The organism is Bradyrhizobium sp. AC87j1, assembly GCF_002936975.1.
Classification (GTDB): domain Bacteria; phylum Pseudomonadota; class Alphaproteobacteria; order Rhizobiales; family Xanthobacteraceae; genus Bradyrhizobium; species Bradyrhizobium shewense.
The window spans coordinates 69,859-75,947 of sequence record NZ_PTFE01000034.1 but is presented as its reverse complement, the minus strand read 5'-3'; the positions used below and the strand labels follow the sequence as shown (position 1 = coordinate 75,947).

General features: G+C 62.2%; 7 protein-coding genes. 4 read left to right on the top strand and 3 right to left on the bottom strand.

Translation table 11 applies throughout. From position 1 onward, the window contains the following. Window positions 1-909 (top strand): hypothetical protein (locus CV770_RS19260; RefSeq protein WP_104463427.1); only part of this gene is annotated, 909 nt, incomplete at its 5' end. Window positions 910-920: 11 nt separating this feature from the next. Here CV770_RS19260 and CV770_RS19255 read toward each other — a convergent pair. The 3 genes from CV770_RS19255 to CV770_RS19245 form a co-directional block, all read right to left on the bottom strand. Further along, window positions 921-1,157: a hypothetical protein gene (locus tag CV770_RS19255; protein ID WP_245453793.1), complete on the bottom strand. Its 237-nt coding sequence runs from the start codon at window positions 1,155-1,157 to the stop codon at window positions 921-923. 186 nt (window positions 1,158-1,343) lie between these two features. Further along, window positions 1,344-1,760: a hypothetical protein gene (locus CV770_RS19250; RefSeq protein ID WP_104463425.1), complete on the bottom strand. Its 417-nt coding sequence runs from the start codon at window positions 1,758-1,760 to the stop codon at window positions 1,344-1,346. A 42-nt stretch (window positions 1,761-1,802) separates the two neighbouring features. Continuing rightward, window positions 1,803-2,093 carry a hypothetical protein gene (locus CV770_RS19245; protein ID WP_104463419.1) on the bottom strand — a complete coding sequence of 97 codons (291 nt, stop codon included), beginning with the start codon at window positions 2,091-2,093 and terminating at the stop codon, window positions 1,803-1,805. 959 nt (window positions 2,094-3,052) lie between these two features. On the opposite strand from CV770_RS19245, the gene CV770_RS41680 reads away from it, so the two are divergent. The 3 genes from CV770_RS41680 (at window position 3,053) to CV770_RS19230 (ending at window position 6,045) form a co-directional block, all read left to right on the top strand. Continuing rightward, complete coding sequence (locus tag CV770_RS41680; RefSeq protein WP_129590830.1) at window positions 3,053-3,238, top strand: hypothetical protein; 186 nt, start codon at window positions 3,053-3,055, stop codon at window positions 3,236-3,238. 715 nt (window positions 3,239-3,953) lie between these two features. Further along, entirely contained in the window at window positions 3,954-5,540 is a 1,587-nt protein-coding gene (locus CV770_RS19235; protein ID WP_104463418.1) for an EAL domain-containing protein, read from the top strand. Window positions 5,541-5,679: 139 nt separating this feature from the next. Then, on the top strand, window positions 5,680-6,045 hold the full coding sequence (locus tag CV770_RS19230; protein ID WP_018317055.1) for a VanZ family protein: 366 nt from the start codon (window positions 5,680-5,682) through the stop codon (window positions 6,043-6,045). Window positions 6,046-6,089: the final 44 nt, after the last annotated feature.

Sequence of the window (6,089 nt, the reverse complement as noted above, 5' to 3'; positions counted from 1 at the left end):
GGCCATACCCCCGCTCCCCCGCCCATTCCGATGTCGTCACCCGTTTCGGCTTCGCCGCCTGCTGCGAAGGACGCGGGAGCACCGCGCCGTCCCGTGGCTTCGCCACGATCGCCGGATCAACCCAAACGGAGCGGCGCCTTCACCTTTCTGGTTCGACTGGCCGGCATACTCCTGCTCATGGCCGGCGCCAGCAGCGCCGTGATCTATTGGCCGCGTTTGAGGACCCACGTGTCCGCACTGTCACAATTGGCGCTGCCATCCGAGCGCGCGCCGGGCAACCCTGAGCCCCGGCCGGCCACCGCCCCGACCCCGTCGGAGAGCGTGAGTGTCGAACGATCGCCCGACAGCGCAAGGGAGCCGGCACCCCCTGCACACCCCTCCATGCCTTTGCCGACGACCTTCGGCGTCTACGCGTTGAACGAGGGGCAACTCCAGGAACTAAAACCGGTCCCCGGAAAGATTCCAGACCGCCGCGTTGCGATCTCGGCGGCCATCAACACGCCGAGTGCAACGACCCTGACAAGCGGAGATGTCAACTTCATCGTGTTCAGACCGGACGGAAGCATTGAGGCAAGCGTGACCGAGGTTCGAGTCGTCGCGAAGGTGTCCCGGTCAATGGGCGTCGATGCCTCCGGCAAGGCCGCCATAGTCAACGCGGGCGATTCCTGGGTCATTCGCAGCATGTCCTACCCCTACAAAGTGGGGCCGGTCGAGGATCAGCAGAGGATGCTGTTGCTGCAGCCGGAGCAGGACGGCTTCACGCTTTCGCCGGGCCGCTACATCGTCGTCGTCAAAGGCATCGGCTACGATTTCACGGTGGCAGGGACGATCACCGATCCCAACCAATGCGTCGAACGCATCAACGCGGCGAACGGCGCGTTCTATTCTCCCTGCCCGCCGCCGCGTTAGATCAACGGCCGCTACTTACTAGGCTTGCCGTCCTTGGCCGCCTCCGCCGGCGCGTCGTCGACCTTACCGTTGTTCGCGACGCACTTTTGGAAGTATGCGCGCTGATCCTTGGCCGTTCCCTTGGCACTCCCGGCCGCCGGGTTGCCGATTTGCCTGGGCGGAAACGCCTTAGCCACCGCCGCTTCGCATGCGCGCGCCACTTCGGCGGTAATGGCCGACGCCGTCGCTGGCGCAACCAGTGTCAACACGCATACCAATCCAACCAACCTTCGCATATTCCTGACCGGCACCTTGCTGCTCCCTCGAAGCGTGAATGCTTGCCGGAACCATAGCAAAAAGGATCGACGCGCCAAACGGCAAACGGCTTCGAATTGTCACGCGGTCTGCCCTGTGCGTCTCGAAGGATGGCCGAGCGCGCAGCAAGAGCTCCAATACTAGCTGTTGAGCTGCGGCGGCTTGAACTTCGGAAAACGCGTGAGCATTGCGGTCTTGACGAACTTCAAGTGAGCAATGGTGCTTGCCAGCTCCTTGAGCCGCCGCTGGCCATTGGAGATGTCCGCCGCGAAGAGATCCTGGTGATGATTGTCGAGCGCCTCCCGCTCGAGGTACTCGTCGGTGCCATTTCCAAAGGTGACGGATGCACGCGCAAGCGCATCATCGACACGTCGACTGAGCCCGACCTGCTCCTTCTCCGCATCTCGTAGCGCCGTGTCGATGGCGACCATGACGGCGTCGACCCTCGCGCGGTCGGTCTCCGCATCACGCTCGGCGGAGCGGGCTTTGAAACCCTTGTCCTCGCGGCGCGAGCCGAGGAGGTTGTGCGCGCGTGCTCTCAGGAACAGCTGAAACATGTGGGCCATCCCCATTTTCGAGATCTAAGCCGCTACCATCGGTCAGGCATAGTTAACAAAGCCTAAATCCTGCGTCCGCCCCGCCTGGCTTTGTGCGATCCAGGCCCGCCAGGCTCCTTCGTGCTTGGAATAGAGCTCGAGCCACCGAACGTCGTCAACCGCGGCCGCTCCCGTGCCTGCGCGGGTTTCGACCACGATTTGCACCGTCTCCTTCGGTGCAAGATCCAGCGCCTCGAATTCCGCCGTCTCCTCCAGCGAAAGGCCTATCAGAACACGATGCCCTTGCGCGTCAACAAAATACCTGCGCGGCGCGTTCTGCCGTTGATCAATCATTCGAATGACCCTCGCTCATGATCCAAGGACCTGGAAGATCTCTCAGATGCCGGCCATAGCTACAAACAAACGCAATCAAAATAAGAGCGCAAGTCGTCGCGCCCAGCAACGCAATCAGCCACGTCATCTACGCCTACCCGCGTGCCCTCCGGAAAGAGAGGGCCCGAACTCGCAATGAACTGATCCGTCTTAGGTTGCCTTTCCTGGGCGCTCAAGGACGGCGACAGATTAACCTAACCGCACATGGTTATTTCGACTTCGCCACGACCATGGGGCAGCACGCGCGCGGCCCCGCGGTTACGATGGCCCCTGGGTGCGACCGGCTTCCATCGAGGCAGGCGTATAGGGTGCATAAAGACGATATCGTGCCGATCGCTTCCGCGAGCGCCACGCCCGTACGGCATAGCCGCAGCCAAAACCCGCTGCGAAAATCGAAATCAAAACCAAAGCAGCTAACATTGGAATATTCCCACGTTTGCCGGAACGTTCCTCCCGCGCTCATTTTCATCTTTTCGTTGTGTCGACTTCAAGATCGTCACCGCTGAAACTTTTGTCAGACGAAGATGAAGTTTGTGCAACGTGATGCTTGAAGATTGGTCGGCACGCGAGGACACGGAGCGCGGAGAAGAGGCTCCAGTTCTTTTTACCAGAACTCGCCACGCCGACACCATGAACCCTCGTTCATCCTGGCGCTTCAAACGCCGACCGGCACGGATGAGACCGCCGTCGGAGGGCGCGCATCGGATTCGCCAGCGAAACACCGTGGTTATACGGAGCGTAGCGCATCGATTTCATCGCGGTAAGGTTGAGCAGTTAGCTTAATCCGCGTTGTTTGTTGCGAAGTCTCACCGATCGCATATCCATCTCGCACCGGGCTCCCCCAAGCCCGGCCCCACCCAAGCAAAGCCGTCGAGCGAACATGGGTCGCTTGGCGGCTTTGTCGTTGTGTCGACAAGAGGATGATTTCGGTTATGGCGCGCAAGCCCTGGTCGTTCAAGGAAGACCGCCGGCTCATGGAGCTGGCCAAGTCTTCGGCTTCGCTGGAAGAGGCGGCGAAAGTTCTCGGACGCTCGCCTGATGCGATCAAGCGCATGGCCTTGCGGCTTGGTCTTTCGCTGAAGCCGAAGACCGGTAAGAAGGGCTAGTCTTGGAAACAGTTCGTCGAGGACCAGTCCAGCTTTTCACCCTGCAGGACGGAACCAAAGCAACCACTGGATGTTACCCAGACCTCGCAGTGAGGTCTGGCAGTGGTCCATTTTGCCATTTCCGCAATGTTGATTTGGCTGGCGATTAACATCGCTTTCGTGGTGCTTCGGCTGCGGGCCGCCCGTGATCCCGCAGCGCCCCACACCGACAGGTCAGGCAGAGCTTATCCAGAGGCCGTCTCCACGCGTCCCCGATGAGCGCGACTAAGCGTCCTGCCTTCAGTCCGCCTGGCCTATTCAGACCTAGTTGCGCGTCTTCTTCTGGGACCCCATCCCAGGGCTGGTGCCGTAGTTGGGTGTCCCCGTCCCCTTGAAAGCTCCACCCATGCTGTCCGAACCGGAATTCGTCGCTGTGCCGCTGCGGGAGGTGGGCTGAGTGCCCGATGGCTGGTCTTTGGTTCCCTGCGCCCAGGCCGCGGAGCTTCCGACGACGAACGACAGGAGGAGGAGGCTTAACGTCCTGATCATACTGCTCAACTTTCCATGCTCGGGCCGCGCGACCATCAGTCAGGCAACCACTCGGTAGCCCTTCCGGACCGGTCCGCCCGTTAAACCCTATCTTAGCCCCCGCTGGCTAGAATCAATTCCCAAAATCAGTTCCAAAATCAGTTCCAAGATCAATCACCAAGCCCCTCCTGAATTTCGCCTGGACCGGATGAGATTACAGCGGCCGAACCTCTCGTTTGCGGCGCTCGTTGTTGCGAGCACGATGGCGTTCGGGCTGGCGGGCCATTTTGCGGCATACGGCGTCATTCGCCACCAGCAGGCGCACCAACTAAACGAGCTGACCGAGGTCGTTCTGCGCCGCTCCGAATTTGCGGTCGATTTCGCCGCGGCCAGCCTGGACGAGCTCGCCAAGCGCGATCTTGCCAGCTGCGCGCCGGCAGCGCTGCAAGCCATCCGGCTCCACGTCTACCAGCGCTCGGCGATCAAGGACGTCCGTCTCGTCAACCCGGACGGATCAGTGATCTGCTCGGCCTATTCCGAGACCCTCGAGTTCGACAAGGGATGGGCGGATCGGCGCGACATGCTGCCCTCACACGACACGAGGCTTTCGCTGTTCCGCGTGGAGCAGTTCGGCGGCGACGCATTGGGCGTGCTCAGGGACGTCAATCGCAGCTCCGCGCTGGTCGCCATTGTCGGCATCAACGCTGGCCTGTTCGATCTCATGCCCGCCGAGTTGCGCGCGCACAGCGAGGTGATCCTCGCCTTGAGCAATGGCGAGAAGCTCGGCGAATTTCGGCTCGATGCCGACAGGCCCCTGCCAGGGCCGATCAGCTTCGACAGGCATTCCACGCGCTTTCCGCTTCACGCTACGATCCGGCTCGAGCAGGCCGTGCTTTCGAGTTGGAATAGCGAGGCGTATTGGCCGGCGCTCGCAGTCGCCCTCGGGCTTGGTGCACTGTTCGGCATCCTGCTGGCACGCAGCCGCCGGATGGAAGGGCCGGTCGCCGATCTCGATCGCGGCCTCGCGGCCGGCGAATTCAAGCCCTACTACCAACCCATCTTCGACCTCAGGACCGGCCAGATCACGGGCTGCGAGATTCTGGCGCGCTGGGTTCGTCGGGACGGCTCGGTGGTGCCGCCGATGAACTTCATTCCGCTGGCCGAATCCAGCGGGCGCATCCAGGTGATGACCTGGCAGATCCTGAAATCGGCACTCGCCGACCTGCAGGGCGTGCTGAAGGCGGACAAGACCTTCAAGATGTCCGTGAATGTCATGCCCAAACACCTGCTGAGTGCCGGCTTCGTCGAGACGCTGCGTCGCACGGTCCTGGCGGCGAGAATCTCCGCACGCCAGATCGTGGTCGAGGTCACCGAACGCGATGAGCTCGACGATCTCGCGCACGCCGCGACCGTCGTGGCCGAATTGCGCGACCACGGCTTCCGCGTCGCCATCGACGACGTCGGCGTGGGTCACAGCGGTCTGTCGCGGCTGAAGGGGCTCGGCGCCAATACGATCAAGATCGACAAGTTCTTCGTCGACACCATCACCGTGGATGCATCGACCACGACGATCGTCGAGATGTTGGTCGCGCTGGCCAAGGACTTCCGCATGACGGTCGTAGCGGAAGGAATCGAGACCGAGGAGCAGCGGCGCGCCCTGATCGCCTCCGGCGTCGAGGAAGGACAGGGCTATCTCGTCGCCGCACCGCTGCCCTTTGCGAAATTCAGCGAGCTGGTCGATTCACGCCGCCACTCCGCATCCGCAGCGCGGGCCGGCGACGTCCTGGTGGCCTGACCATCTTCGCCGGACTGCCTCCGGGCCGGCGATGGCGGGCAGGTTTTGGGCGGCCCGCGCCCCCGGAAGAACGACGTGGCGTTTTAACGATGTTCTCGTCTTTCGAAGCAGAATGGCCCTCGAGCGGCTATGGTAGGCCATGCGTCGAAATCACCTCATCGCAGCCGCGGGAATCTGCCTTGCCCTCATCGCCTATGCCACCTTGGCGAGGCTGGCGGGACGGCCGGCGTTGATGGGGCATCACGAGGCCTATTGGATCGTCGTCATCGAGCGCTTCAGCGCCTACGGCCTGTTGGGCTTCCTGCTGGCCTTCCTGTTGCCCGGCCGGCTCGCTTTGGCCTGCTCGCTCGTCATCGCAGTCGCGATGGGGCTGGAAGTCCTGCAAACGCTGACCCCCGATCGTGATCCGGGTTTCCTGGACGTGCTGCAAAAGGCGGCAGGAGGCACCGTCGGCGTCATTCTCGCCCAGACGATCCTGGCGTTCTTGCCTCGGCCGCCAGCCTGAGGCCCACGGCGCTGACAAAATTCTTCAGCGCCACGGCGACATCC